The 25,512-nt window shown below is 69.3% G+C and carries 26 protein-coding genes; 23 read left to right on the forward strand and 3 right to left on the reverse strand.

Annotated elements, in window-relative coordinates:
* Positions 1 to 91: 91 nt before the first annotated feature.
* The 6 genes from J1M36_RS11990 to dapF all read left to right on the forward strand — a co-directional run bounded on the left by J1M36_RS11990 (position 92) and on the right by dapF (position 5,874).
* A complete protein-coding gene (locus J1M36_RS11990; protein WP_035963868.1) occupies positions 92 to 313 on the forward strand; it encodes a DUF3046 domain-containing protein in 222 nt (73 codons plus the stop codon).
* A 167-nt stretch (positions 314 to 480) separates the two neighbouring features.
* Positions 481 to 1,626: a recombinase RecA gene (gene recA, locus J1M36_RS11995; RefSeq protein ID WP_064845951.1), complete on the forward strand. Its 1,146-nt coding sequence runs from the start codon at positions 481 to 483 to the stop codon at positions 1,624 to 1,626.
* Positions 1,627 to 1,643: 17 nt separating this feature from the next.
* Complete coding sequence (locus tag J1M36_RS12000; protein ID WP_206479834.1) at positions 1,644 to 2,408, forward strand: regulatory protein RecX; 765 nt, start codon at positions 1,644 to 1,646, stop codon at positions 2,406 to 2,408.
* A 74-nt stretch (positions 2,409 to 2,482) separates the two neighbouring features.
* Positions 2,483 to 3,988 (forward strand): tRNA (N6-isopentenyl adenosine(37)-C2)-methylthiotransferase MiaB, encoded by a 1,506-nt coding sequence (miaB, locus tag J1M36_RS12005; protein WP_206479950.1) that lies wholly within the window; start codon positions 2,483 to 2,485, stop codon positions 3,986 to 3,988.
* Between the two features lie 7 nt (positions 3,989 to 3,995).
* Positions 3,996 to 4,937 carry a tRNA (adenosine(37)-N6)-dimethylallyltransferase MiaA gene (gene miaA, locus J1M36_RS12010; protein ID WP_206479837.1) on the forward strand — a complete coding sequence of 314 codons (942 nt, stop codon included), beginning with the start codon at positions 3,996 to 3,998 and terminating at the stop codon, positions 4,935 to 4,937.
* Positions 4,930 to 5,874, forward strand: a complete 945-nt coding sequence (dapF, locus tag J1M36_RS12015) for a diaminopimelate epimerase (protein WP_241247078.1) — start codon at positions 4,930 to 4,932, stop codon at positions 5,872 to 5,874. The genes miaA and dapF overlap by 8 nt, the downstream gene beginning before the upstream one ends.
* A 207-nt stretch (positions 5,875 to 6,081) precedes the next feature.
* Here dapF and J1M36_RS12020 read toward each other — a convergent pair whose 3' ends face one another.
* Entirely contained in the window at positions 6,082 to 6,699 is a 618-nt protein-coding gene (locus tag J1M36_RS12020; RefSeq protein ID WP_064845948.1) for a class I SAM-dependent methyltransferase, read from the reverse strand.
* Positions 6,700 to 6,785: 86 nt separating this feature from the next.
* On the opposite strand from J1M36_RS12020, the gene hflX reads away from it, so the two are divergent.
* Together hflX and J1M36_RS12030 are read left to right on the forward strand one after the other, a co-directional pair.
* Positions 6,786 to 8,489, forward strand: a complete 1,704-nt coding sequence (gene hflX, locus J1M36_RS12025; protein WP_206479849.1) for a GTPase HflX — start codon at positions 6,786 to 6,788, stop codon at positions 8,487 to 8,489.
* Positions 8,486 to 10,540: an ATP-dependent DNA helicase gene (locus J1M36_RS12030; protein WP_206479850.1), complete on the forward strand. Its 2,055-nt coding sequence runs from the start codon at positions 8,486 to 8,488 to the stop codon at positions 10,538 to 10,540. Before hflX ends, J1M36_RS12030 begins: the two co-directional genes overlap by 4 nt.
* Before the next feature lie 83 nt (positions 10,541 to 10,623).
* On the opposite strand, the gene lexA is transcribed toward J1M36_RS12030, so the two are convergent.
* Positions 10,624 to 11,397, reverse strand: a complete 774-nt coding sequence (lexA, locus tag J1M36_RS12035) for a transcriptional repressor LexA (RefSeq protein ID WP_064845946.1) — start codon at positions 11,395 to 11,397, stop codon at positions 10,624 to 10,626.
* A 280-nt stretch (positions 11,398 to 11,677) separates the two neighbouring features.
* Here lexA and J1M36_RS12040 point away from each other — a divergent pair, with 280 nt between their 5' ends.
* From J1M36_RS12040 to J1M36_RS12070, 7 genes are all read left to right on the forward strand, one after another.
* Positions 11,678 to 12,109 (forward strand): LysM peptidoglycan-binding domain-containing protein, encoded by a 432-nt coding sequence (locus J1M36_RS12040; RefSeq protein ID WP_082943240.1) that lies wholly within the window; start codon positions 11,678 to 11,680, stop codon positions 12,107 to 12,109.
* 151 nt (positions 12,110 to 12,260) lie between these two features.
* Positions 12,261 to 13,364 carry a histidinol-phosphate transaminase gene (locus J1M36_RS12045; protein WP_064845945.1) on the forward strand — a complete coding sequence of 368 codons (1,104 nt, stop codon included), beginning with the start codon at positions 12,261 to 12,263 and terminating at the stop codon, positions 13,362 to 13,364.
* Between the two features lie 156 nt (positions 13,365 to 13,520).
* Positions 13,521 to 14,138: an imidazoleglycerol-phosphate dehydratase HisB gene (gene hisB, locus J1M36_RS12050; protein ID WP_064845944.1), complete on the forward strand. Its 618-nt coding sequence runs from the start codon at positions 13,521 to 13,523 to the stop codon at positions 14,136 to 14,138.
* A gap of 17 nt (positions 14,139 to 14,155) precedes the next feature.
* Positions 14,156 to 14,851, forward strand: coding sequence for an imidazole glycerol phosphate synthase subunit HisH (gene hisH, locus J1M36_RS12055; RefSeq protein ID WP_206479851.1), 696 nt, complete (start codon positions 14,156 to 14,158; stop codon positions 14,849 to 14,851).
* Positions 14,848 to 15,009, forward strand: a complete 162-nt coding sequence (locus J1M36_RS12060; RefSeq protein WP_165489804.1) for a hypothetical protein — start codon at positions 14,848 to 14,850, stop codon at positions 15,007 to 15,009. The genes hisH and J1M36_RS12060 overlap by 4 nt, the downstream gene beginning before the upstream one ends.
* Positions 15,010 to 15,117: 108 nt before the next feature.
* Positions 15,118 to 15,867: a bifunctional 1-(5-phosphoribosyl)-5-((5-phosphoribosylamino)methylideneamino)imidazole-4-carboxamide isomerase/phosphoribosylanthranilate isomerase PriA gene (priA, locus tag J1M36_RS12065; protein ID WP_064845942.1), complete on the forward strand. Its 750-nt coding sequence runs from the start codon at positions 15,118 to 15,120 to the stop codon at positions 15,865 to 15,867.
* Complete coding sequence (locus J1M36_RS12070) at positions 15,860 to 16,789, forward strand: SseB family protein (protein ID WP_206479852.1); 930 nt, start codon at positions 15,860 to 15,862, stop codon at positions 16,787 to 16,789. Before priA ends, J1M36_RS12070 begins: the two co-directional genes overlap by 8 nt.
* Positions 16,790 to 16,905: 116 nt before the next feature.
* Here the strand turns inward: J1M36_RS12070 and J1M36_RS12075 are convergent, their stop codons facing one another.
* The gene (locus tag J1M36_RS12075) at positions 16,906 to 17,376 is read right to left on the reverse strand and encodes a DUF1844 domain-containing protein (RefSeq protein ID WP_193519669.1); all 471 of its coding nucleotides are present in this window, start codon (positions 17,374 to 17,376) and stop codon (positions 16,906 to 16,908) included.
* Positions 17,377 to 17,738: 362 nt separating this feature from the next.
* Between J1M36_RS12075 and infC the strand changes: the two genes are divergently transcribed.
* From infC to J1M36_RS12115, 8 genes are all read left to right on the forward strand, one after another.
* A complete protein-coding gene (gene infC, locus J1M36_RS12080; RefSeq protein ID WP_231885511.1) occupies positions 17,739 to 18,689 on the forward strand; it encodes a translation initiation factor IF-3 in 951 nt (316 codons plus the stop codon).
* 118 nt (positions 18,690 to 18,807) lie between these two features.
* Positions 18,808 to 19,005, forward strand: a complete 198-nt coding sequence (gene rpmI, locus J1M36_RS12085) for a 50S ribosomal protein L35 (RefSeq protein ID WP_035963278.1) — start codon at positions 18,808 to 18,810, stop codon at positions 19,003 to 19,005.
* 92 nt (positions 19,006 to 19,097) lie between these two features.
* The gene (rplT, locus tag J1M36_RS12090; protein WP_035963276.1) at positions 19,098 to 19,484 is read left to right on the forward strand and encodes a 50S ribosomal protein L20; all 387 of its coding nucleotides are present in this window, start codon (positions 19,098 to 19,100) and stop codon (positions 19,482 to 19,484) included.
* A gap of 8 nt (positions 19,485 to 19,492) precedes the next feature.
* Positions 19,493 to 20,449: an RNA methyltransferase gene (locus tag J1M36_RS12095; protein WP_342358349.1), complete on the forward strand. Its 957-nt coding sequence runs from the start codon at positions 19,493 to 19,495 to the stop codon at positions 20,447 to 20,449.
* Positions 20,450 to 20,497: 48 nt separating this feature from the next.
* Positions 20,498 to 20,941, forward strand: coding sequence for a (deoxy)nucleoside triphosphate pyrophosphohydrolase (locus J1M36_RS12100; RefSeq protein ID WP_064845939.1), 444 nt, complete (start codon positions 20,498 to 20,500; stop codon positions 20,939 to 20,941).
* 149 nt (positions 20,942 to 21,090) lie between these two features.
* Positions 21,091 to 22,149 carry a phenylalanine--tRNA ligase subunit alpha gene (gene pheS / locus J1M36_RS12105; protein WP_064845938.1) on the forward strand — a complete coding sequence of 353 codons (1,059 nt, stop codon included), beginning with the start codon at positions 21,091 to 21,093 and terminating at the stop codon, positions 22,147 to 22,149.
* Between the two features lie 4 nt (positions 22,150 to 22,153).
* Positions 22,154 to 24,706 (forward strand): phenylalanine--tRNA ligase subunit beta, encoded by a 2,553-nt coding sequence (gene pheT / locus J1M36_RS12110; RefSeq protein WP_206479855.1) that lies wholly within the window; start codon positions 22,154 to 22,156, stop codon positions 24,704 to 24,706.
* A 32-nt stretch (positions 24,707 to 24,738) separates the two neighbouring features.
* Positions 24,739 to 25,350: a hypothetical protein gene (locus J1M36_RS12115; RefSeq protein ID WP_206479857.1), complete on the forward strand. Its 612-nt coding sequence runs from the start codon at positions 24,739 to 24,741 to the stop codon at positions 25,348 to 25,350.
* The last annotated feature ends 162 nt before the right edge of the window (positions 25,351 to 25,512 follow it).

The following is a 25,512-nucleotide window of genomic DNA, read 5'->3' on the forward strand; positions in this document are numbered from 1 at the left end:
CGGGTCCGTTGCTCATTGCAGCACCGTGGGGTCCGCACAGCGTGGAGAGTTAGCGGATCTATGCAGCGTCGATACCGAGGAGAAGTTGTTCATGCGAGTCAGTGCGTTCTGGGACCTGATGTCCCACGAATTCGGGGCGGCGTACAGCCGGGTTCTCGCTCGGGATCTGGTTTTAACCGAGTTGGGTGAGCGCACGGCCGCGGAGGCCCTCGAGTCCGGGACGGACCCCAAGACGGTGTGGTTCGCGGTGTGCCGCGCCCAGGAGATCCCCGAGTCCCGGTGGTGGGGTCCGGATCAACCGCCCCGGCGCTGAGTTCGCCGTGGGCGGCGTGCGCCACGCCGTCTTCGAAGGTATATTCGAATCAGCTCACGCGCGCTCCACAACCCGTCCGGTCGCTTATGGCTGTCGGACCCCCTTTGTACCGTGGAACGTGAAGACATCGACAGGGCCGCCCCGGCCCCCGAGAACCGAGGTGAAACATGGCAGCCAAGTCCAAGGGCGCACCGGCACCCTCTCAGGTGGCCGGATCCGATCGTCAGAAGGCACTGGACACCGTCCTGTCCCAGATCGACAAGAACTACGGCAAGGGATCGGTCATGCGGCTGGGGGATCGCCCCGCCAACAAGATCGAGACCATCCCCACCGGTTCCATCGCGCTGGACGTCGCACTGGGTATCGGCGGGTTCCCCCGCGGCCGTGTCGTGGAGATCTACGGCCCGGAATCCTCGGGTAAGACCACCGTGGCCCTGCACGCCGTGGCCAGCGTCCAGAAGGCCGGCGGGATCGCCGCCTTCATCGACGCCGAGCACGCGCTGGACCCGGTCTACGCCGAGAAGCTCGGTGTGGACACGGACAACCTGCTGGTGTCCCAGCCGGACACCGGTGAGCAGGCGCTCGAGATCATGGACATGCTCGTGGGTTCGGGCTCCATCGACATCATCGTGATCGACTCCGTGGCGGCCCTCGTGCCCAAGGCGGAGATCGAGGGCGAAATGGGCGACAGCCACGTGGGTCTGCAAGCCCGGTTGATGTCCCAGGCTCTGCGCAAGATCACGGGTCGGTTGTCCCACACCAACACCACCGCGATCTTCATCAACCAGCTGCGCGAGAAGATCGGCGTGTTCTTCGGCTCCCCGGAGACCACCACGGGTGGTAAGGCGCTGAAGTTCTACGCCTCCGTGCGCGTGGACGTCCGCCGGATCGAGACCCTCAAGGACGGTGCGAACCCCGTGGGTAACCGCACCCGCGCCAAGATCGTCAAGAACAAGATGGCCCCGCCCTTCAAGCAGGCCGAGTTCGACATCCTCTACGGTCAGGGCATCTCCATCGAGGGCGGCCTGATCGACATGGGCGTGGAACACGGCATCGTGAAGAAGTCCGGTGCGTGGTTCACCTACGAGGGGGACCAGCTCGGCCAGGGCAAGGAGAACTCGCGCCGCTTCCTCAAGGACAACCCGGAACTCGCCCAGGAGATCGAACGCAAGATCCTGGTCAAGCTCGGGATCAGCGAGGACCCGGACCAGGCCTCCCAGGACATGGAGGGGTTCGGCGACGATCCCCAGGACCTGGATCCGGATGCCCCGTTCGCACCGGCCAAGGACGAGACCGAACTTCCGGCATTCTGAGCTGACGCCGTCCCTTCATGACTGAGTCCGAACGCTATGGTTCCCGGCGCCGCCGGGCCTCCGATTCCCATTGGGGCCCGGCGGCGCCGCCCGCGTCCACGGAGTCACCGGGTGAGGCGGAGGCCGATCCCCGCGAGGTCGCCCGCGCGATCGTCCTGCGCCAGTTGAGCGCATCGGCCAAGTCGCGGCGCCAGCTCGAGGACAAACTCGCGGACCGCAACGTCCCCGAGGACGTCGCCCGGGAGGTGCTCGACCGGTTCGAGGAAGTGAACCTCGTGGACGATCGGGCCTACGCGGGGATGTTCGTCAGGTCCCGCGCCGAGACCCGCCGGTTGTCCCGCTCGGCTCTGCGCCGGGAACTCGCGCAGCGCGGGATCACGGGTGAGATCGCGGACGAGGCCCTCGAACAGCGCTCCGACCACGACGAACTGCGGGACGCCCACGTCCTCGTGCGCAAGAAGTTGCCCGCCTCCTTGGACCCGTCGGACCGCAAGGAACGCGACCGGCTGATCCGCAGGCTCGTGAGCATGCTCGGACGCAAGGGGTATCCGCCGGGACTCGCGTTCGCCGTGGTCAAGGAGGAGCTGGGCGCGCTGAAGTCCTCGGCGGAGGAGTTCGAATCGGAGGAGTCCGCGGGTGACGAGTTCGCCGGCGACGAGTTCTCCGCAGACGGGTTCCCAGGAGACGGCTTCTCGGGAGATGACTACGCCGCGGGCGGGTCCACAGTGGGCGGGCGCGATCGGCCGGACCCGGACGACGCCCACGTGTGGGACACGCCCTGATCGGTGCCCCTTTGGCCGTGGACGGCCGAGTTCCAGCAATTTGACCCCGTCCCTAAAATGGTGAGGTGACTCAGATGCCCCATGCCGTGCAGGAACCCGTGATCGCCACCGATGCACCCGCCTACGAGGTGCGCACTCTCGGATGTCAGATGAACGCCCACGACTCCGAGCGCATCACGGGACTGCTCGAGAGCGCCGGATACGTTCCCGCGGTGAACCGTGATCCGGACCTGGTCGTGTTCAACACGTGTGCCGTCCGGGAGAACGCGGACAACAAGCTGTACGGCCAGCTGGGTCAGCTGGCCCCCGTCAAGCGGCGCAACGAACGGTTGCAGATCGCGGTGGGCGGCTGCCTCGCCCAGAAGGACCGCGCCACTATCGTCGATAAGGCCCCGTGGGTGGACGTGGTCTTCGGGACCCACAACATCGGGTCCCTGCCGGTCCTGCTGGAACGCGCCCGGCACAACGAGCAGGCCCAGGTGGAAATCCTGGAAGCCCTCGAGACGTTCCCGTCGGCACTGCCGACCAAGCGGGAACAGGCCTACGTGGGGTGGGTGTCCATCTCGGTGGGGTGCAACAACACGTGTACGTTCTGCATCGTCCCCCAGCTGCGCGGCAAGGAGAAGGACCGCCGTCCCGGGGACATCCTCGCCGAGGTCCAGGCGCTCGTGGACTCCGGTGCGGTGGAAGTGACCCTGCTGGGGCAGAACGTGAACTCGTACGGCGTGGAGTTCGGTGACCGCGGTGCGTTCGCCAAACTGCTGCGCGCCTGCGGGGACATCCAGGGGTTGGAGCGGGTGCGCTTCACGAGTCCGCACCCCGCGGCCTTCACGGACGACGTGATCGATGCCATGGCGGAGACCCCCAACGTGATGCCTCAGTTGCACATGCCGCTGCAGTCCGGTTCGGACCGGATCCTCAAAGACATGCGGCGCTCGTACCGTTCCAAGAAGTTCCTGGGCATCCTGGACCGGGTGCGTGAGCGGATCCCGCACGCCGCGATCACCACCGACATCATCGTGGGCTTCCCAGGGGAGACCGAGCAGGACTTCCAGGACACCCTGGACGTCGTGGAGGCCTCCCGGTTCTCCTCCGCGTTCACCTTCCAGTATTCGGTGCGCCCGGGCACTCCCGCCGGGGAGATGGCGAACCAGGTCCCCGCCCCCGTGGTGCAGGAACGCTTCGAACGGTTGACCGCCCTGCAGGACCGAATCAGCGCGGAGTTGAACCGCGAGCTCGTGGGCGCGCGCACGGAGGTGCTCGTGAGCGCCCAATCGGGCCGTAGATCGGAAGCCACGCACCGACTGAGCGGGCGGGGCCCGGATCAGCGGCTCGTGCACTTCAGTGTCCCGGACGGAGCCGCACAACCGCGCCCGGGTGATTTCGTCACGGTTCCGGTGACCGGGGCCGCCACGTACCACCTGCTCTCGGACCCGCGGGACGCGAACGAGTACAGCGTACGGCGCTCCCGCGGCGGGGACGCGTGGGAGGCCGCCCAGGCGGAATCGTGTGGTGTGCCGTCGTCGTCGGGCAAACCCGCCGCCGTGGGGCTGGGCATGCCGTCGCTGCGGAAGCCCTGAGCGCGGTATGACCCGGGGGACGCAACGCCCGGTCGTGGCGGTCGTGGGGCCCACGGGGACCGGGAAGTCGGACCTCGGGATCGCGATCGCCCAGCGCGTGGGCGGGGAGATCGTCAACGCGGACGCCCTGCAGTTCTACCGGGGCATGGACATCGGGACCGCCAAGCTGCCCCCGGAGGAACGCGGGGGAGTGCCGCACCACCTGCTCGACATCTTGAACCTGCACGAGGAAGCGTCGGTCGCCGCGTTCCAGACTCGCGCTCGCACCGTCATCGCCGAGATCGAGGAACGCGGCAACGTGCCCGTCCTCGTGGGCGGCTCGGGACTGTACGTGCGCGCGGTGCTCGACCACATCGAATTCCCCGGAACCGATCCGCAGCTGCGAGCGCGGGTCGAAGCCGAGCTGCACGAGCACGGGCATGCCCGCATGCTGCAGCGGCTCGCGGACGTGGATCCCGAATCGGCGGCCACGGTCAAGGACGACCGCAGACTGGTGCGGGCGATCGAGGTGCATCGGCTGACCGGACGGCCCTTCACGTCGTTCATGCCCGAGCGCCGGTACGTGCGGCCCACGGTGCAGATCGGTCTCGCCATGGAGCGGGACGTGCTCAACGAGCGGGTGGCCCGCCGCGTGGACACCATGCTCGAGCGGGGGTGGCTGGACGAGGTACGAGCGCTCGCGGCCCGGGGGCTGCGCGAGAGCCCCACCGCCGGGAAGGCCCTGGGGTACCCCCAGTTGCTCGCGGTGCTCGACGGCACGAGTACGCTCGAGCGCGCCCGGGACGAGACCGTGACCGCCACCCGCAGGTTCGTGAAGCGCCAGCGCACGTGGTTCCGGGCGGATCCTCGCGTGCACTGGTTGCGCGCGGACGATCCCGCGGGACCGTCCGCGCTGCCGGAACGGGCAATGGACGTCGTCCGGGCTCAGTATGATGGCGGCGATGACTGACACGACCGAGGGGACGGTAGGCAGCGTGAACTGGCAGGAACTGGCGGGCGTGCGCGTGACCAAGGCGCACGGCACGGGAAACGACTTCGTGGTCTTCACGGACCGGGACGGCACCCTGGACGTCTCACCGGACACGGTCGCGGCGGTGTGCGATCGACACCTCGGGCTGGGCGGTGACGGCCTGATCCGCGCCGTGCGCACCGAGCACGTGGCCGATGCCGGCGAGCTCGCCGAAGCGCACCCGGACGTCGAGTGGTTCATGGACTACCGCAACGGGGACGGTTCCGTGGCGCAGATGTGCGGTAACGGGGTGCGGGTGTTCGTGGACCACCTCGTGCGCGAGGGGCTCGTGAGCCTCCCGCGCGGTTCCCAACTGCGCATCGGCACGCGCGCGGGGATGCGCACCGTGGTTCGTACGTCCGACGGCTACGCCGTGGACATGGGTCCGTGGAGCTTCGAGGACGGGGACGCCGCGCGCGAGCGCGGTTCGGATTGCCTCGTGAATGCGGAGGGCCTCACGGTCCCGCGCCCGGGGGTGTCCATCAGCATGGGCAATCCCCACACGGTCGTGGCCCTGTCCGAGGGCGAGAAGTTGGACGGGCTGGACCTACACACCGTGCCCGTCGTGGAACCCACACCTCCCGAGGGGACCAACGTGGAGTTCGTGGTGCCCTCGGACGACGGCGATTCCGAGTTCGGTCGCCTCGAGATGCGCGTCCACGAACGGGGTGTCGGCGAGACGTACTCGTGCGGCACGGGAGCGTGCGCGGCCGCGGCGGCCACCCGGTTCTGGGGCGGTCCCGACTCCCCGGACCGCTGGTTCGTGCGCGTCCCCGGGGGCGTGCTGTCCGTGACGTTCGTGCCCGCCCCGGACGGCACCGAGCATGTCGTCCTCGCGGGTCCGGTGCGCGTGGTGGCCACCGCCCAGCTCGTCTGAGTCAGTCGCGTTCGTGCCGTGGTGGGCTGAGTCGGGAGGGCCTCGCCGCGCGGCCCTGTTGCATGCATCGTCCGACGACGACGCTGCGCGCCGGCTCCCGGAGCGGCACCCTTGGCTCCTGTTTTCGGCCCAACGCCCGGGGGTATAGGTTCCAACGCCGTACACGCGACCCCGGTTCCCGGCCCGGCATGCGTGCCTCCGCGCGCCTCAGGCGCGCTGGACGGTGATGACGCGGAAGCCCTTGTCGGTTGCGGCCCGGTCCACGCAATACCCCTCACCCAGGGTGGCCGCGAGCCAGCGCTGCAGTGAGTCCCCACCCAGGTTCTTCTGTACCACGAGCCACGCCGTACCACCGGGCGCGAGGCGGGGGAGCCACATCATGAGGATGTCGTGCAGTTCCTGCTTCCCCACGCGGATCGGCGGGTTGGACCAGATGGTGTCGAACGTACGATCCGCGGGTACGTCCTCGGGTAGATGGGTCTCCACGCCCGCGAGACCCAGCTCCCGCGCGTTCGCCGCAGTCAGCCGCAGGCTGCGTTCGTTGACGTCCACCGCGGTGACCGTGGCACTCGGTGCAGCGAGCGCGAGGGCCAGGGTGATCGGCCCCCACCCGCACCCGATGTCGAGCAGGTTCCGCCCGTGCGGATCGGGCACGTTGCGCAGCAGCGCGGCGGTTCCCTTGTCCAGGTCCGAGGGGGAGAAGACCCCCGCGGCCGTCCCCACGTCCACGGTGCGGCCCCGCAGCTCCACGGTGATCCGCCGCGGTTTCTCCGCGACGGACGGGTCGGACACGAAGTAATGCTGCGCGGGATTCTCGGGGGCCATGGCTCCACATGCTAGTGCCCCCGCCCGTCGTGTCAGTGCCCGGCGCTAGACTTGGTCAACCGTCTCCAGCCATAGATCAAGGAAATATGACGCAATCTCACCAGCACCAGAATCCCGCTCCGAAGCAGCCCGGACACTCCGCGGAACTGACCGGACCGGAACTGGAGGACGTCGTCTCGCGTGTCCTGGCCCGTGCGCGCACACGCTCCGAACCCACCCACGTCCACGACGCCGGTCAGGACGTCTTCGACGATGAACGGGGCGTCCACGGCGCCCGCGACCACGACGCGTCGTATGCCGCGGGTGGCGGACACGATCACCTGGGCCGCGCCCGTGAGCTCGCGGACGAGGACCACGTCCACGTCGAATCCGACGGCGATCAGCAGGACCTCGCCGAACGTCACGCGCTGCGCCGTGTCGCCGGGCTGTCCACCGAGCTCGAGGACGTCACCGAGGTCGAGTACCGGCAGCTGCGGCTCGAGCGCGTCGTCCTGGCGGGTCTGTTCTCGAGCGGGACCCTGGCCGATGCGGAGAACTCGCTGCGTGAGCTCGCGGCGCTCGCGGAGACCGCCGGTTCCGAGGTCATGGACGGTCTGCTGCAGCGGCGCGTGACCCCGGACCCCGGCACGTACCTCGGCTCGGGCAAGGCCCTGGAACTCAAGGACGTGGTGGCCGCGACCGGTGCGGACACCGTCATCGTGGATGCCGAGCTCGCGCCCTCGCAGCGTCGTGCCCTCGAGGACGTCGTGAAGGTCAAGGTCATTGACCGCACGGGTCTCATCCTGGACATCTTCGCCCAGCACGCCAAGTCCAAGGAGGGCAAGGCGCAGGTGGAGCTGGCGCAGCTCGAATACATGCTCCCGCGTCTGCGTGGTTGGGGTGAGTCGCTGTCCCGGCAGGCCGGTGGCCGTGCGGCCTCGGGTGAGGGCATCGGTAGCCGTGGTCCCGGTGAGACCAAGATCGAACTGGACCGGCGCCGGATCCGCCAGCGCATGGCCAAGTTGCGTCGGGAGATCGCGGCCATGAAGCCGGCGCGTGAGACCAAGCGACTCAACCGCAAGCGTCATTCCGTGCCCTCGGTCGCGATCGCGGGGTACACCAACGCGGGTAAGTCGTCCCTGCTCAACCGGTTGACGGATGCCGGGGTCCTCGTGGAGAACGCGCTGTTCGCCACGCTGGATCCCACGGTGCGCAAGGCCGAGACCCCGGACGGGATCGGCTACACGCTCGCGGACACCGTGGGCTTCGTGCGCTCGCTGCCCACCCAGTTGGTCGAGGCGTTCCGCTCCACCCTGGAAGAGGTCGGGGACGCAGACGTCATCGTGCACGTGGTGGATGCCTCCCACCCGGATCCGGAGGGTCAGCTCAAGGCCGTGCGGGACGTCCTCACGGACGTGGGGGCCAATGACATCCCGGAGATCGTGGCCCTGAACAAGGCCGACATCGCGGATCCCGTGGTGCTGGGTCGTTTACGCAATCACGAGCACCCGTCGGTGGCCGTGTCGGCGCGCACGGGAGAGGGCATCGAGGAATTGCAGCGGTTGATCTCCTCCGCCATTCCGCGCCCAAACCACGACATGGAACTGCTCGTGCCCTACGTTCACGGCGAGGTGGTCTCCCGGCTGCACGCCCAGGACGCCGAGATCCTGCGCACGGAACACACTCCCGAGGGCACGCGGTTGCGTGTGCGCGTTCGCGAGGAACTCGTGGGCGAACTCGAGCCCTACCGCGTGGCGGAGCCCGGGAGCCCGGCCGCCGCGCCCACCGCGGAGGATCCCGCCGGGGCATGAGCGCATCGTTCGTCGACGAAGCGGGGCACGACCTCTCAGACGTCCGCCCCGAAACGCTGCCCGGCGCGGTGGACACGCTCGAGCTCCTCGACTCCGCCGTGACCGCGCTGGGCGGGCAGCGCCGGGAGGGACAGCGGTTCATGGCGGCCAAGGTCGCCGAGGCCCTCGAGACCGGCCGGCATCTGTTGGTCCAGGCAGGGACCGGTACGGGTAAGTCGCTCGCATACCTCGTCCCGGCCCTGCGTCACGCCCGCACCGCGGACAAGCCCGTGGTCGTGGCCACGGCCACGCTGGCCCTGCAGTCCCAGATCACGGGCCGGGACGTCCCCCGCTTGCTCGACGCGCTCGAGGACGAACTGGACGACCGCCCCGTCGTCGCGCTGCTCAAGGGCCGCTCCAACTACGCGTGCCTGCACAAGGTCGAGGGCGGCTACCCGGACGACGACGGCGCCCTGTTCGACGTCCCCGGTTCGGGACCCGCCGCAGGGGGCGCGGATCGCCCCCTCGGTGGCTTGGCCCAGCAGGTGCTGCGGTTGCGGGAATGGGTCGAGACCACCGAGACCGGGGACCGGGACGACGTCCAGCCGGGTGTCACGGACGCCGCGTGGCGGCAGGTCTCCGTGACCGCTAAGGAGTGCCTGGGGCGCAAGTGCCCCCTCGTGGAGGAGTGCTTCGCCGAGCGCGCCCGGGCCGAGGCCGGCGAGGCGGACGTGGTGATCACCAACCACGCGCTGCTCGCGATCAACGCGTTCGAGGGGCTCGCGGTCCTGCCCGAGCACGACGTCGTGATCGTTGACGAGGCCCATGAGCTGCGGGACCGGGTCACGGGTGCCGTGACCGCGTCGCTGTCCGCCGCCGCGATACGAGCGGCGGCCACGGCCGTGCGCAAGCACACCGCGGCGTCGAGCGATGCACTCGAGAAGGCCGCGCAGGCCTTCGATCTCGCCTTCGACCCCGACCCGTCCGGACTGTTGCCACGAGGCTTCACTGAGGAGCAGGTCTACGCGGTCGGTGGCGTTCAGGATGCCGCGCGCACGGGGCTCAGTGACACCAAGGGCGATTCCAAGGGCGAGGACGCGGCACGTCACGCGGCCCGCTCACGATTGTCCGAGCTGCTGGACACCGCCGAGCGCATGCTGTCGGCGGACACCGCCCATGACGTCCTGTGGATCTCCCGCGTGGGTCGCTGGTCGCCCACCGAGGGATACGTGGGAGCGTCCGAAGGCGAACCGGCGACCCTGAACATCGCGCCGCTCAGCGTCGCGGGGCCCCTGCGGGAGGGGTTGTTCGACGGGCGCACGGTCGTGCTGACCTCGGCGACCCTGGCCGTGGGGTCATCGTTCTCGTCCACGGCCGGGGCTCTCGGCCTGCAGGGCCCGGGGTCCCCCGCGTGGCGGGGCGTGGACGTGGGCAGCCCCTTCGACTACCGCCGCCAGGGCATCCTCTACGTGGCCAAGCACCTCGCGAAACCCGGCCGTGGCGTCTCGGAGGAGCAACTCGAGGAACTGTTCGGGCTGCTCGAGGCCTCGGGCGGCGGCGCGCTCGGTCTGTTCTCGTCCCGCCGGGCCGCGGAGGACGCGGCGGAGGCGCTGCGCGATCGTACAGAGCTGCCCATCCTGTGCCAGGGGGACGCCTCCCTGCCGTCCCTGGTCAAGGAGTTCACCGACGATCCCTCAGCGAGCCTGTTCGGAACCATGAGCCTGTGGCAGGGAGTGGACGTGCCGGGACAGTCATGCCGACTGGTCGTGATCGACCGGATCCCGTTCCCGCGCCCGGACGATCCCCTGGGCACCGCCCGTACACGCGCGGCCGAACGGGCAGGCGGCAACGGGTTCATGTCGGTCTCGGCCACCCACGCCGCGGTGCGCCTGGCGCAGGGCGCCGGCCGACTGATCCGTGCGAGCGGGGACAAGGGCGTCGTCGCCGTGCTGGACTCGCGGCTCGCCACGGCGCGCTACGGGTCCTTCCTGGCCCAGTCCCTCCCGCCGCTGTGGCCCACCACGGACCGCTCGACCGTTCTCGGGGCGTTAGAGCGATTGGCGCGCTCCTGAGCGTTCGACGTCGCTGTGCTCACGTCCGTGGTGCCGTCCCGCGTGACGCGACGCGCGGTTCCCGGAACCGTTCGGAGGGCGAGCTACAGGGAGCGGAAGACCGAGACGACCTTTCCCATCACGGTCGCGTGATCACCCAGGATGGGTTCGTAGCGGGTGTTCTGGGGCAGCAGCCACGTGTGGCCGTCGCGCTGGCGGAAGGTCTTGATGGTCGCTTCGTCGTCCAGCAGGGCAGCCACGACGTCCCCGTTCTGCGCGGAGTTCTGTTGGCGCACCACGACCCAGTCGCCGTCGCAGATGGCTGCGTCGATCATGGAGTCCCCGGAGACCTTGAGCATGAACAACTGGCCGTGACCCACGAACTGCCGTGGCAGGGAGTAGACCTCCTCGACCGATTGTTCGGCGGTGATGGGGCCACCGGCGGCGATGCGCCCCACGAGCGGTACGGGGACCATGGCGTCGTCGTCATCCGCGGCGGGCAGGTCGCCCATGGTGTGCACCGCGGGGGACGCGGCGCCCGATGCGCGGGTCGCCAAGGATTCCACGGAACCCGCGGGCTCGTCGGCCGGCCCCAGGTGGCGGTCGAGTTCCTCCGCGCTCAACGGGCGCAGGACCTCCATGGCGCGGGGTCGGCGCGGATCCCGGCGCAGGTAGCCCCACTTCTCGAGCTGGCCGAGCTGATGGGTCACGCTGGACAGGGACGCCAGACCCACGGTGTCACCGATCTCACGCATGGACGGCGGGTAGCCGCGCGTGGTGATGCAGCGCTGCACGGCACCGAGGATTCGTGCTTGTCGAGGGGTGAGCGTGCGCGGGCGTCGGTCGGACGCCTGCTGATTCGGGGAAGAAGTGCTCACGTGCGGGGTCCTTTCACCGTCCACGCTGTGCACACCCTGCGGTGGGCTGCGGAGGCCGCTTATGCGTGTCGGAGACGTGGGGTCAACTAACTCCTGTGTGACCTCGAGCTTAACCCGCGCGCGTCCCCGGGTTCAAATATGTGTTCGAAAAGGTCCTCGACAGCATTCGTACACCCGTGCTAGAACTGTGGGTAGAGATTCGAAAATGTGTTCTAAATACGCTCCGCGTTCGAACACCGCCACCTTCGGGTGGATCCGGTCAGATCACCAGGAGGTAGCCATGACCGCTCTCACCTTGTCGCGATCCGTTCGTTCCGCCACGGCTGCGTCCTCCGCCGCCGTGCGCGCTCGTACGTCGGCCCGCGCCGCGTCCGTCCAGGCCGCCCCGCGCGCCGCTCGCTCGCCGCTGCAGCTCACCCGCCGCGGCCGGTTCTTCCTGATCGGGCTGCCCTTCGTCACGGGAGCGGCGGCCCTGTTGGTGGTCGCCGCTGTCTTCCTGCTGCCGCCCACGGTCAAGGCATCCACGGAACCGGCGGGGGCGCCCGTGACCCACGGTGTCACGGTGCAGGCGAACCAGACCCTGTGGGAGATCGCCGCCGTCGCGGACCCGCAGCGGGACACCCGCGAGGTCATGAACGACATCGCCGAGCTCAACGGTCTGACGTCCTCCACCCTGCACACGGGTCAGGTCCTGGAGGTCCCGTCCCGCTGACGGTGACCCGTCGGTGACGTGATCCGTCGGTGCCAAGTGAGCGACTCCTGGTGCGCCGACAAGCTCCGGGCGGTGTCACGACTGGTCCGGGAATCGACACACCGTGAGACGTCGTGTGACCGGATATGCGCCGAGTCCATAGACTGGTCTGGTGAATTCTCGTGATGATTCCCTCGAAGCCCTTCCGCTGCGCGACGACCTGCGGGGCCTGTCTCCCTACGGTGCTCCCCAGCTGGAAGTCCGTGTCGCACTGAACACCAACGAGAACACCCATCCGGTTCCCGAGCCCGTGGTTCGGGCCATCACGCGGCGCGTCACCGATGCCGCGGCGTCCCTGAACCGCTACCCGGACCGGGACTTCACCAATCTGCGGACCACCCTAGCGTCCTATCTGGGTCACGAGCTGACCGAGGACAATCTGTGGGCCGCCAACGGGTCCAACGAGATCCTGCAGCAGATCCTGCAGGCCTTCGGTGGGCCGGAGCGCTCCGTGTTGAGCTTCGTCCCCACGTACTCGATGTACCCGTTGCTCGCCCTCGGGACCGGAACGCGGTTCATCGCGGGGGAGCGCGCCGCGGACTTCTCCCTGTCCGCGGAGTCGGCGGCTCGCCAGGTGGGGGAGCACGCCCCGAACATCGTGTTCCTGTGCTCGCCTAACAACCCCACCGGGACCGCGCTCGGACTGGATGTCGTCGAGGCCGTGTACGAGGCGGGGGAGGACCGCAACACCATCGTCGTCGTGGACGAGGCCTACGCCGAGTTCGCGCGCTTCGGAACCCCCTCGGCGCTAACCCTGCTTCCCGGCCGTCCCCGGCTCATCGTCACGCGCACCATGAGCAAGGCGTTCGCGTTAGCGGGTGCACGGCTCGGGTACTTCGCCGCGGACCGCTCCGTCGCGGACGCTATCCGCCTCGTGCGCTTGCCGTACCACCTGTCCTCGGTGACCCAGGCGACCGCACTGGCCGCACTCGAACACCACGAGACACTGCTCGGCACGGTCGAGGACATCAAACTGCAGCGCGACCGGATCGTGGACGAGCTCAAGAGACTGGGCCTGACCCCCGCCGAATCCGATTCCAACTTCGTGTTCTTCGAGTGCGGCGGGGACGCCCACGCCATGTGGCAGGGTCTGCTTGACCAGGGCGTCCTCGTGCGGGACGTGGGGATCCCCGGCCACCTACGGGTCACCGCCGGGACGGAAGCGGAGACCACCGCGTTTCTCGAGGCCGTGGAGTCCTACCTCGCCCGGTCCTGAGCCGGACCGTCCGGGCCAAGATTCTGAGCCGGCCCGGCTCGTCTCGAACCGTGGGACCGGTCGGGCCGCGGCCCCATGGTCCCACCCCAGCCATCTAGACTGGACCCGCCCGCCGAGCCGTCGCCGGGCGCCGTCCCCGAGGAGATGTCGTCTTTCATGAGCGCAGTCGAGAACCACCGCACCGCCACGGTGGAACGCGTGACCAGTGAATCCAGCGTGCGCGTGAGCCTGGACCTGGACGGGACGGGTACGTCCTCGATCGAGACCACGGTGCCGTTCTACAACCACATGCTCACGGCACTGTCCAAGCACTCCCTGATCGACCTGGACATCCAGGCCCACGGGGACACGGACATCGACGTCCACCACACGGTCGAGGACACAGCGATCGTCCTGGGTGATGCGCTGCGCCAGGGACTCGGGGACAAGCGGGGGATCCGCCGTTTCGGGCAGGCCACCGTGCCGCTCGACGAGGCACTCGCGTCCGCCGTGGTGGACGTGTCCGGGCGGCCCTACGTGGTGCACACGGGTGAACCGGAGGGCCAGCAATACCACTTGATCGGTGGTCACTTCACCGGGTCGATGACCCGCCACGTCTTCGAGTCCCTGGCCTACCACGCCCAGTTGTGCCTGCACGTGGAAGTGATCCGCGGCCGTGATCCGCACCACATTGCCGAGGCCCAGTTCAAGGCGCTTGCGCGGGCGTTACGCGAAGCCGTGGAGCCCGACGCCCGCATGGCCGGCGTGGTCCCGTCCACCAAGGGCGCCCTGTGAGCGGGGCGGAGCAGAACATGACGGAGGCGCCGAGTGTTGTCGTCCTGGACTACGGCGCGGGCAATGTGCGCTCTGCCGTGCGCGCCCTCGAGGAGGCCGGCGCGCGGGTGGTGCTGAGCTTCGATCCGCGCGACGTCATGGACGCGGACGGTCTCGTGGTCCCGGGCGTGGGAGCCTTCGCGGCCGTCATGGAGGGATTGCGCGCGGTGGACGCCCCGCGGCTCATCGATCGCCGGTTGAGCGGTGGCCGTCCGGTGCTGGGGATCTGCGTGGGCCTACAGGTCATGTTCGACCGCGGCGTGGAACACGGTCACGAGTCCGAGGGACTGGCACAGTGGCCGGGGACCGTGGAACGCCTCGACGCTCCGGTGGTCCCGCACATGGGCTGGAATGAGGTGCGCCCGCCGGAGGGCTCGGTACTGTTCCGCGGCATTGAGGACGAGCGGTTCTACTTTGTGCACTCCTACGGGGTGCGGGAGTGGGAATTCGACCAGAGCATCGAGCACATGGTGCCCCCGGGCGTCACCTGGTCCGAGCACGGGGCGCCCTTCGTGGCCGCCGTGGAGAACGGTCCGTTGAGCGCCACCCAGTTCCACCCCGAGAAGTCCTCCGCGGCGGGGATCGCCCTGCTGCGCAACTGGCTGTCCACGTTGCCGCGCACCGGACGCATGGCCGGGCGCATCCCCGCACCGAGTTCGGGGGCCCCGGCATGACCGCATCGGTGCTGCTGCTCGTGGCGGGGGCGTTCTTCGTGGGCGGGGCGATCTCCTTCCATCAACAGCGCAAGCCGCTGTGGAGCGTGGTGTTGCTCGCGTTTGTGGCCCTCGTGTTGATCGGCTACGGGGGCTACTCGTGGTTCACGAGCGTGTGAACCGGGCGTAGTGCCGTCGTCAACGGGTACGGGGCGTGCGCCGCACCGCGACAATCCAATCAACCACCGGACCACCACGGCGCCCGCGGGCGCCACGTGAGGAGAGACATGACCGAGACCACCGAACGCCGTTTGGAACTGCTGCCCGCGGTGGACGTGCAAGGCGGACAGGCCGTGCGCCTGGTCCAGGGGGAGGCCGGCTCCGAGACCGGCTACGGCGATCCGCTCGAGGCCGCCCTCGCGTGGCGGGACGCGGGCGCCGAATGGTTGCACCTCGTGGACCTCGACGCCGCGTTCGGTCGCGGTGACAACATCGAGGTCCTGCGCCGCGTGGCCGCGAACCTCGACCTCAAGATCGAGATGTCCGGCGGGATCCGGGACGACGAGTCCCTCGAGCGCGTCCTGACCCTGGACCCCGCGCGCATTAACCTGGGCACGGCGGCGCTCGAGAACCCCGAGTGGACGCATCGCGTGATCGCCGAGCACGGGGACAGGATCGCCGTGGGTCTGGACGTGCGCGGCACCACGCTCGCCGCGCGCGGCTGGACCAAGGACGGCGGCGACCTGTGGGAGGTGCTGGAGCGCCTCGAGGCCGACGGCTGCGCGCGGTACGTGGTCACCGACGTGACCAAGGACGGCACGCTGCGCGGGCCCAACACCGAGCTGCTGGCCGAGGTTGCCCGCCGCACGGACAAGCCCGTGGTGGCCTCGGGCGGAATTTCGTCCCTCGAGGACCTCGCTGCGCTGCGCGAGCTCGTCCCCGCCGGCATCGAGGGCGCGATCGTGGGCAAGGCGCTCTACGCCGGCAAGTTCACGCTCGCGCAGGCCCTGGACGTCGCCGGTCGCCCGAGTGCCTGAGCACCGCGCGGATCGCGGGCCCGGACGCGAAGCGCACCCGCCCTCCGGGCGCGGTGACCACGCCGTTTCCGGCCCCAGCGCACGCGTCCTTCCCGCGCACATCGCCGCCCAGCTGCGCTCGGCCGGTGGCCCCACAGACACCGGCGGTCAGTCGTGGGAGGGTCGCAATTTGGGGGAGGGTACGAGCCACACCCACCAGTTTCCCGACGACCCCGGCACCGCGGATCCGAATGTCGCCTGCGCACTTGACGCATGGCGCGCGGGGACAGTGGGCGAGGAGGAGGTCGTGGCCGCGCTCGCCGGGATCCGGGTGTTCGTGCCCATCGTGGCGCAGGTGTCCCAGTCCCACATCACCGAGGACGGTCTGGTCTCCGACAAGGAAGCGGACATGGCCCTCGTGAGCTTGCAGGCCGCCGACGGCCGCAAGGCCCTGCCGGTGTTCACGTCCACCAATGCACTGACCGCATGGAACTCCCGGGCCCGACCGGTCGCCGCGGACATCCGCCGCGCCGCGCTGTCCGCGGTGCAAGACGGCTCCGCCCTGCTTGTCGTGGATCCGGGGACGGATCCGGCCTTCGTGGTCCGGCGCCCCGCCCTGTGGGCCGTGGCACAGGGACACGAGTGGACGCCGTCGTACCGGGATGTCGCGGTGGACGACGCCGTCACGCGCGCGGCACTCGGGCGCTCGGAGATCGTGGCGGCGCTCGCCGGCCCGGGTCGCGGTGTGAATGCCGCGCGGTCCGACGGCGCCACGTTACGCGGTGGGGGCGAGGGCCCGGAGCTCACGGTCACCCTGCAGCTGCGGGTGGGGCTGTCCGTCGACGAGGTGCAGGCAGCAGTGGGGCATTACCAGCAGCAGCTCGCGGCCCAGCCCGTCATGGCGGAGGCGGTGGATTCGATCGAGGTCCGGCTCACCGCGTGAGGTCACTGCATGAGATCACAGCGTGACGTCGCCGTCTGACGTCACCAAGAGGAACGCGGCGCACGACCACCGGTCGCGCGCCGCGTTCCTTAAAAGGACTTCAACGGGATTGACGCTCAGCCGTAGACCGGGCCCGTGAACTTCTCGCCGGGTCCCGCGCCGGGGGCGTCGGGGAACGGGGAAGCCTCGCGGAACGCGAGCTGGAGGGACTTGAGGCCGTCGCGTAACGGGCCCGCGTGCTGGGAGCCGATCTCGGGAGCGGCCGCGGTGATCAGACCTGCCAGGGCGATGATGAGCTTGCGCGCCTCGTCCAGGTCCTTGAGTTCCTCGGCGTTCTCCTCGGCGGCCAGACCGCACTTCACGGCGGCGGCGCTCATCAGGTGAACGGCGGCGGTCGTGATGACCTCGACCGCGGGGACCTCGGCGATGTCACGCATCTGGTTGTTCACCTCGGCGAGGGTCTCGTCTGGCAGTGCATCGGGATCGGAGGCGCCGTGGTCGTGGGCGGCGTCGTGATCGTGGGCGGGACCCTGGGACGATGCGGTGTCGGTGAATTCGAAGCGCTCGGAGCGCGGCTGCTCGGACATGGGACCACTGTAGAACAGCGGTATCGCCCGGCGCGGGGCCGTCGCCCGACTGGCCCCGGCGCCCCCGGATGGGTTATATTGATGGACAGTGTGCAAGCGGAGATGACTCCCACCCGCCGCCGCCCGCCGAGTGACGCGATCACACGGCACCAGGTGCCCGGGTTCGTGACCGAACGACCACGCCGTTTTCATGACGGTCGTGTCATCTCGGTCTCTGTGTGGTTCTCACCTCCGCTCGCGCGTGCCGCAGCGGAGGTTTTTCGTTGTGGTCCAGGACCCAACCACGGGGAAACCCACGAACTCAGGAGCTTGGCATTAGCGATCCACGTATCAATGACAGAATCCGTGTCCCGGAAGTCCGCTTGGTCGGACCTGGCGGCGAGCAGGTCGGCATCGTTCGCGTTCAGGACGCGCTGCGGCTGGCCCGAGAATCGGATCTCGATCTGGTCGAGGTCGCACCCAACGCCAAGCCCCCCGTGGCCAAGCTCATGGACTTCGGCAAGTACAAGTACGAAGCTGCGGTCAAGGCTCGTGAGGCGCGCAAGAACCAGGCCAACACTGTGCTCAAGGAAGTGCGTTTCCGGTTGAAGATCGACACGCACGACTACGAGACCAAGGTGGGTCACGCCAAGCGCTTCCTCTCCGCGGGGGACAAGGTCAAGGCCATGATCCAGTTCCGCGGTCGTGAGCAGCAGCGCCCCGCGATGGGCGTGCGCCTGCTCGAGCGGCTCGCGGAAGACGTCGCCGAGGTCGGTGTCGTGGAGACCGCGCCCCGCGTGGACGGTCGCAACATGGTCATGGTCATCGGTCCGCTCAAGAACAAGGCGGAGGCTCGCGCTGAGGCCCGCAAGCAGAAGCAGCGGGAGACGTCGCAGTCCGAGAACCAGCGCAAGCAGCGGGTGGACACCTCTAATGCCGAGTCCGTGACCCAGTCCATCGGGGATGCGTTCCCGGCGGAACTGCGTCAGGCGGCCACCGTGCAGGCGGAGAGCTCGCAGAGCGCTCCCATCGCGGCGGAGGACAAGGTCCAGGAGACCGTGGCGCCGGCGTCCGGTACCGAAGCCACCCAGGCTCCGGCGCAGCCCGAGGCTTCTGCACAGCAGGCCACCGCGGACGCCAAGGTCGCAGCGGCCAAGCCGGCGGCGGCGCAGGCGGGTACCGCATCGGCGTCGTCACCCAAGCCCGCAGCGAGCCCCAAGCCCGCTGCAAGCGCGAAGCCGAGTGCGAAGCCCGCACCCGCGAAGCCGAGCGCGGCGGCCAAGCCCGCGGCACCGAAGCCCGGGGCGTTCAAGCCCGGGCCCGCCAAGAAGTAATCGCGGCACAGGAATTGACAGCGTTGGGCGTGTGATCGCCCGACACCAGCATGGTCGCGGCCGTGTGCCGCGACCCACCGGTGTGCCCCACCGGTCGATGTAAAAGGAGACGGTCACCATGCCGAAGATGAAGACCCACAGCGGTGCCAAGAAGCGTTTCAAGCTCACCGGTTCGGGCAAGGTCAAGCGCCAGCAGGCCAACCGCCGCCACTACCTGGAACACAAGTCCTCGCGTCTGACCCGCCGTCTCGCGGGCGACCAGATCGTCTCCACCCCGGGTGAGGCCAAGGCCATCAAGCGGATGCTGGCCAAGTAGGCCCTTCCTCTTCCATTTCGTCAGCGCCGCGTTTGCGCGGCGGGTAGTCATGTTCCGGCAGGGGTCGGAACCGAATCGTTAGGAGTACGCACGTGGCACGTGTGAAGCGGGCGGTCAATGCCCACAAGAAGCGTCGTGAAGTTCTGGAGAAGGCCTCGGGCTACCGCGGTCAGCGGTCCCGGTTGTACCGCAAGGCCAAGGAGCAGATGCTCCACTCGTACACCTACTCCTACAACGACCGTCGCAAGAAGAAGGGCGACTTCCGTCGGCTGTGGATCCAGCGCATCAACGCCGCCGCCCGCGCGAACGGTCTGACCTACAACCGCTTCATCCAGGGCCTGAAGGCCGCTGAGGTCGAGGTGGACCGTCGCATGCTGGCCGAGCTGGCCGTGAGCGACGAGAACGCGTTCGCGACTCTGGTCCGCGTGGCCAAGGACGCCCTGCCGGAGGACACCTCCGCGCCCCGCACCGCCGCCTGAGTGCCGCTGTGACGTTCGTCGAGCGCCTGGAAGACCGGTTGCTGTCCAACCCCCGAGCCGATCGGGTCAAGGACGTGACCGCGTTGACCAGGCGCTCGATGCGTTCCAAGCGCGGATTGTTCCGCGCCGAGGGTCCGCAGAACGTGCGCGAGGCGGTCCGTCTCGCGCTCGCGGATTCTCCCGCTCCCGGGTTGCCGCGGCTCGATGCCGTGTATGTGACCCTGCAGGAGCTCGACCGGCATCCGGGGATCGCTGCGGATTTTGCCGCGGTCGCCGACCGCGGTGACGCGTTCGTCCGGGCGGTCACCCCGGAGGTACTCGCGGCCATGACCGATGCGGTCACGCCGCAGGGGATGCTGGCGGTGTGCCGCTTCCCTTCCTCTGCTTTGGACGCGTCTGAGGCATCGGGCTCCTCTGACGACGCCGCTCGCGCCCTCGGTGCCGCACGCCTGGTGGGCATGCTGGTCCGGGTGCAGGACCCGGGTAACGCCGGCACCGTGATCCGTACCGCGGACGCCGCCGGCGCAGATGCCGTGCTGTGCACTCCCGGCACCGTGGACCCGTTCAACCCGAAATCCGTGCGCTCCTCTGCGGGGTCGCTGTTCCACGTCCCGGTGTTCACGGGCATGGAACTCGCCGCGGTCGTCGCGGCGGCTCGTGAGCACGGCATGGGTGTGCTCGCCGCGGACGGTTATGCCTCCATGACGGTCTCCGAGCTGGCCGACGCCGCGATGCTGCGCGCCGCGGGCATTTCTTCGGGGGACGTGGCGTATCCCCTCGAGCAGCCCACCGCGTGGCTGTTCGGTAATGAGGCGCAGGGACTGTCGGAAGCGGAGGTCGCGGCCGCGGATCTGTCTGTGGCGGTGCCGCTGTACGGGGCCGCCGAATCGCTCAACGTGGCCACCGCCGCGACCGTGTGTCTGTATGCATCGGCGCAAGCCCAGCGCCGGATTTTCGATCGCTGACGCTTCTCTCTCCGCGCTGTCCGAATTGTCGGTGACACACTGAACACCATGACTTCCGATCTCCCCGCGCGCTTCCGGACCCAGGTGGTCGGGGTGGCCCTGCTCGACGACGCACATCACCCCACCGCGTTCCTCGCCGCCCAGCGCGCCTACCCCGAGACATTGCGCGGGCTGTGGGAATTCCCGGGCGGCAAGCAGGAACCGGAGGAGAGCGCCGAGGACGCACTCGTGCGCGAATGCGCGGAGGAGCTGTCGGTGCGGGTGGAGCTTCTGGCTGAAATCTCAGGCCCCCATGCTCAGGGATGGCCACTGTCCGAGAAGGCCGCGATGCGAGTGTGGACCGGAACCACTGCGGATACACCCGTGGTGGGCACCGATCACCTAGCCGTGCGGTGGGTTCCGTCGAGCGACCCCGACGCCCTACTGGCCTTGCCGTGGATCCCGGCGGACCTTCCGATCGTGCGGGCATTGCTGGGACAGCTCGCCCCATGACCCCGCCGGGTCAGCGGACGCCATGGGTCCTCCACTAGACTGACCCTGCCCGCACCGGCCACGCTGCGGGCATTTGCACGAAAAGCGGCTCACCCACCGGGGGAGCGAGCTCGTGAGAACACCGTCCGCCAGTAGGAACGCGAGAAACCATGTCCGAGACCACACCGTCCGCCGCGGTGGACCCCACCGACGAGGCCGGGGTGACGGCCGCCCTCGAGCACGCACTGCGTGAGATCGAGGCCGCCGCCGACCTCTCCGAGCTGAAGACCGTTCGCCTGGCCCACACGGGGGAGAAATCCCCGCTGGCGCTGGCCAACCGTGCGATCGGTGGGCTGGACAAGGCCGCCAAGGCCACCGCGGGCAAGCTGGTGGGGCAGGCCCGCGGACGCGTGAACAAGGCGCTCGCGGCACGCGCCACCGTGCTCGAGGAGGAGAGGGATGCCCGCATCCTCGTGGAGGAAGCGGTGGACGTCACGGCGGCCACGCGGCGTCGTCGGCTGGGCGGACGGCACCCCCTGACCAACCTGATGGACCACATCGGGGACATCTTCGTGGGCATGGGCTGGGAGGTCGCGGAGGGACCGGAGCTCGAACACGAGTGGTTCAACTTCGACTCGCTGAACTTCAAGCCGGACCACCCGGCGCGGCAGATGCAGGACACGTTCTTCGTGGACCCGCCGTCGTCACACCTGGTGCTGCGCACCCACACCTCGCCGGTGCAGATGCGCTCGCTGCTGGAGCGCGAGCTGCCGGTGTATGTGGTGTGCCCGGGCAAGACCTACCGCACGGATGAACTGGACGCGACCCACACCCCGGTGTTCCACCAGGTGGAGGGCATCGCCGTGGACGAAGGGCTGTCCATGGCGGACCTCAAGGGCACCCTCACCCACTTCGCGCGCACCATGTTCGGCCCGGAGGCCGCGATCCGGTTGCGGCCCAACTACTTCCCCTTTACCGAACCTTCCGCGGAGCTGGACGTGTGGCACCCCACCGCCAAGGGCGGACCGCGGTGGATTGAGTGGGGTGGCTGCGGCATGATGCACCCCAACGTGCTGCGGGCCGCGGGGATCGACCCCGAGCGCTACTCGGGGTTCGCGTTCGGCATGGGCATCGAGCGGACCCTGATGTTCCGCAACAACGTCCCGGACATGCACGACATGGTCGAGGGCGACGTCCGTTTCAGCGAACACTTCGGGATGGAGATCTAGAGCAATGCGAGTTCCTTTGTCATGGCTGCGCGAGTACGCGCCCGTTCCCGAGGACGCCGCCGCGGAGGACGTCCTGGCCACCCTCGTGAAGGTGGGTCTTGAGGAGGAGGACGTCCACCGCCCCTCCGACTCCCTCTCCGGTCCGATCGTGGTGGGCCAGGTGCTCTCCATGGAGCCCGAGACCCACTCCAACGGCAAGACCGTGAACTGGTGCTCCGTGCGCGTGGTGCCGGAGGGCCATGAGCAGACGCTGACGGGCAAGGGCATCGACCCCTCGGGCGTCCAGGGAATCATTTGCGGTGCCCACAACTTCTCGGTGGGTGACAAGGTGGTCGTCGCCCTTCCGGGTGCGGTGCTGCCGGGTGACTTCCGGATCTCCGCGCGCAAGACCTACGGCCACATCTCGGCAGGCATGATCGCCTCCGTGCGCGAGCTCGGCATTGGCGACGACCACGACGGCATCCTGGTGCTGTCTCGGATCGGGCTGAACCCCGAGATCGGCTCCGACGCCCTGGAGCTGCTGGGTCTCTACGACTCGGCGGCGGAGGTCAACGTGACCCCGGACCGCGGGTACGCGTTCTCGATCCGCGGGATCGCCCGCGAGTACTGCCACGCGGTGCGCGCACCGTTCACGGATCCCGTGGCGGAGCTCGCGCCGCGGGTGCCCGCGTCCACCGAGGACGGGTTCCCCGTGACCGTGTCCGACGACGCCCCGATCCACGGCCGCGCCGGGTGCAACCGCTTCGCGGTGCGCATCGTGGAGAACGTGGATCCATCCATCCCGTCCCCGCAGTGGCTCGTGTCGCGGTTGCGCCTGGCCGGGATCCGCTCCCTGAGCCTGCCCGTGGACATCTCCAACTACGTGATGCTCGAGTACGGCCAGCCGATCCATAACTACGACGCGGACACCCTGCAGGGCGGGATTACCGTGCGCCGTGCGCGGGCCGGCGAGAAGCTGACCACGCTGGACGACAAGTCCCGTGAGCTGAACACCGAGGACCTCGTGATCGCGGACGAGTCCGGTCCCGTGGGCCTCGCCGGCGTCATGGGCGGTGCCGCGACCGAGGTCGGGGAGAACACCACGCGCGTGCTCGTGGAGGCCGCGCGCTTCGACGAGGTCTCGATCGCCCGCACCGCCCGCCGACACAAGCTTCCCTCGGAGGCGTCCAAGCGATACGAGCGCGGCGTGGACCCGCAGCTCGCGCCGGTTGCTGCGCAGCGCGTCGTCGACCTCCTCGTGGAGCTGGCCGGCGGCACGGACTCCGGGCGGGTCACGGACGTGGACCACACGGACCGCCCCGCCGCGATCGAGCTGCCCGCGGGCTACCCTGCGGCGCGCGTTGGAGTGGACTACTCTCCAGAGGTCGTCGAGCGCAGCCTCGTGGCCATCGGTGCCGAGGTCACGGAGACCGCGGACGGCTGGACCGTGGTCCCGCCGTCGTGGCGCCCGGATCTGCTCGAGAAGGAGGACCTCGTCGAGGAGGTCGCGCGTCTGGACGGCTACGACAAGATCCCCGATCGCCTTCCCGTGGCGCCTCCCGGGCGCGGCTTCACGCGCTCGCAGGCCGCACGACGCCGCGTGGCCAATACGCTCGCGGCCGCCGGGCTCACCGAGGTGCTCAGCTACCCGTTCGTGTCCCAGGCGGACAACGACCTGTGGGGCAGCGCGGACGGTGAGCACGTGGCGTCGATCAAGCTCGCGAACCCCATCAGCGAGGCCCAGTCCCTGCTGCGGGTGAGCATCCTGCCCGGGCTGCTCGAGGTGCTCAAGCGCAACCACTCGCGCGGACTGCGGGACCTGGCCCTCTACGAGATGGGCCACGTGTTCCTCGCGGACGGCTACACCCCGGACACCCAGCCCATCCCGCCGCTCGGCGTGCGCCCGGCCGCTCCGGAGCTCGAACGGCTCGACGCCGCCGTCCCCGACCAGCCGCGCAGGCTCGCCGCGGTGCTCACGGGGCACGACGCCGCTGCAGGCCCGTGGGTTGCGCCGCGCACCCTGGACTGGCAGGACGCGCTCGACGTCGCCGTGCTCGCCGCACGCAGCGTGGGCGTGGAGCTGAGGGTCACCCAGGGCTCGCATCACGCGTTCCACCCCGGGCGCACTGCGCAGCTGAGCACTCAGGACGGCGCCGTGATCGGTATGGCGGGAGAGCTGCACCCCAAGCTCGTCGCGGCCCAGGGTCTGCCCGAGCGCACGTGCGCCGTGGAACTCGACCTCTCGGCGCTGCTCGATCGTGAGGCCTCGGCGGTCACCGCGCAGGCGATCTCGGGTTACCCCGCGGCCACCCAGGACGTCGCACTCGTGGTGGACGCGGACGTCCCCGCCGCGGACCTGCTGGCCACAGTGCGCCGCGGTGCGGGCGAGCTGCTCGAGTCCGCCGAGGTCTTCGACGTGTATGCGGGCAAGGGCATCCCCGAGGGCAAGAAGTCCGTGGCGATCGCCCTGCGGTTCCGGGCTGCGGACCGCACCCTCACCGCGGACGAGGCCTCCGAAGCCCGCCAGGACGCCGTGAGTGCCGCCCACCGCGAGCACGGCGCCGAGATCCGAAGCTGATCACCCCCCCACCAGCCAGGAGAAGTCATACCGTGGGCCACGACACCCAGGAACTCATCGATTTCGACGAGCACGACCAGGAGACACGACCCGGTGGTGCCCGAGGATGGTGGATCGTCCTCATCGTGCTGCTGGGGGCAGTCATGACCCTGGCGCTGGGGTTGGCCTCGGCGTTGTCCTTCGACAAGGCCTCCCGGCTGGAGGAGTGGGCGGGGGAGTCGATGGTCGTCTCCGGGACGTACCAGACGCTCACCAAGGACCTCGTGACCCAGGACTACAACGGGATCTACGCGGGCATCATGCCCAAGAACGAGCTGACCGGACGCTACCCGTTCGACAACCGGCTCGACGATCCCGTCAAGAAGACCGAGGGGAACCAGATCACGTTCCGCGGCACCCAGACGGGTGTCCAGGACTCCGACTTCCCGCGGGAGGTGGACGCCCTGCTCGCGGAGCAGAACGGTCACCTGACGGTCGTGGAGACGGGCGAACCCGGCTCCTACGGGGACAGCGGGGTGACGGACTCGATGGTCACCGGCCAGCGGGTCCGCGCCGCGGCACTCGGGGTGGGTGCGCTGTTCTGCATCGGCCTCACGGCCTGGGGTGCGCGCCGCGTGCACCGCGGGGTGCGGGCAGGCACCTAGAGCAGGGTCGGCTCACCAGCGCTACCGAGGGCGTCATCCACCGACCTGGAGAAGCTGCGCATCCTCGCCAGCTGGAGCTCCGAGCACAGCGATCCGTCAGTGACCAACGCTGCAGCCAATCAGCCGCCCACCGCGACCCCGTAGCACGGACCACCCTCACCC

The sequence above is a fragment of the Kocuria sp. KRD140 genome (assembly GCF_017168375.1).
GTDB classification, from domain to species: domain Bacteria; phylum Actinomycetota; class Actinomycetes; order Actinomycetales; family Micrococcaceae; genus Kocuria; species Kocuria marina.